The sequence below is a fragment of the Vibrio ouci genome, from assembly GCF_004551525.1.
GTDB lineage: Bacteria > Pseudomonadota > Gammaproteobacteria > Enterobacterales > Vibrionaceae > Vibrio > Vibrio ouci.
Window position 1 is genome coordinate 1 of the sequence record NZ_SATR01000214.1, and the last position, 1034, is coordinate 1034.

General features: G+C 48.4%; 1 protein-coding gene and 1 pseudogene. One reads left to right on the forward strand and one right to left on the reverse strand.

The window, feature by feature from the left end; translation table 11 throughout:
* Positions 1–195: 195 nt before the first annotated feature.
* Entirely contained in the window at positions 196–624 is a 429-nt protein-coding gene (locus ELS82_RS25220; protein WP_134837794.1) for a hypothetical protein, read from the forward strand.
* Positions 625–921: 297 nt separating this feature from the next.
* Here the strand turns inward: ELS82_RS25220 and ELS82_RS25225 are convergent.
* A pseudogene (locus tag ELS82_RS25225) lies at positions 922–1034 on the reverse strand (nucleotidyl transferase AbiEii/AbiGii toxin family protein); the annotation flags it as partial.

A 1034-nucleotide genomic window follows, 5' to 3' on the forward strand; every position in this document is an offset into this window, starting at 1 on the left:
TCGGCTGGCCGTTTCCATGTGTGCGGTAGTACGAACCTTGTTCAGTTCACCACCCTTTGTTATGGGGTCTCTGTGTGGTGATGGATATATTCATCCTGCTGGAGGTTTGTGATGCCTGCGATTCAGAAAGTCCTCAGGACCCTGGATACCATCTGCTACCGTGCGTATATGGAGCCRACMTTRATGCGCTCTCATATGGCGCAACTGTCTACTGTACTCGGCGAGTTCGACACCCAAAATACGCCTGCCTATTGCTGGCTTGAAGCGGCCATCAGRCAGTCTCAACTCAACCGCTTTACCGAATGTTGCGCACAGCGCAGCGACGTCTCTGTACTGTGCCTGGTTAAAGTCCATGGCCAGAACGCCTATAACCTGTGTTTTACCAAAGACGTCGATCAATGCATCTGCTGTCTGCGTTCCCTGTGTCAAAAGCCTGTTGAGCTGGTGGCGTATGGAAACGCCAGACTGAATCCCGGTTCATTGCTGCAGATCCTGTCCGATCCCAAGCTCCAGAAAAACCGATGGTTTCCGCTGACCGACAGGCAGCGGGATGATGTGGTCAACGCCTTGAAATCCCAATCGCTGCTGGCTGATGCGTATGGTGGAACGATGATTCGGCCTTAGGGCGAAAGGGGGTAGGGGACAATTGCGACTGACAAAATAAAGGGAATGCGCATCGCGAAAGACTTGGATCTTACTCGCGATGTGTTAATTGGCCGCGAAATGGCTATGCTGGTTTACCCCGTGAAATATTGCAAGGTGTGAAAGTTTATCATGGCTTATTTAGGTAATGAGTAATTATGAGCCTGTGTTAACTGATGTCTAAATCAGCGCCCATTTGCAGGTCTTTTGCCTGGGCGATGAGGTCTGTTGATCGTGACACACCTACGCCTTAGAATTATTGTTAATACTTTTATAAAGTTAATTGGAATTGGCTTGCTTAAGCCACTCATCAAGTACAGCCTCTAATTTAGCTAGCTGCTCGGTATGTTTTTCTTGATTCTTAGCTAACTTTGCTATGTTTTGTAGCTTCC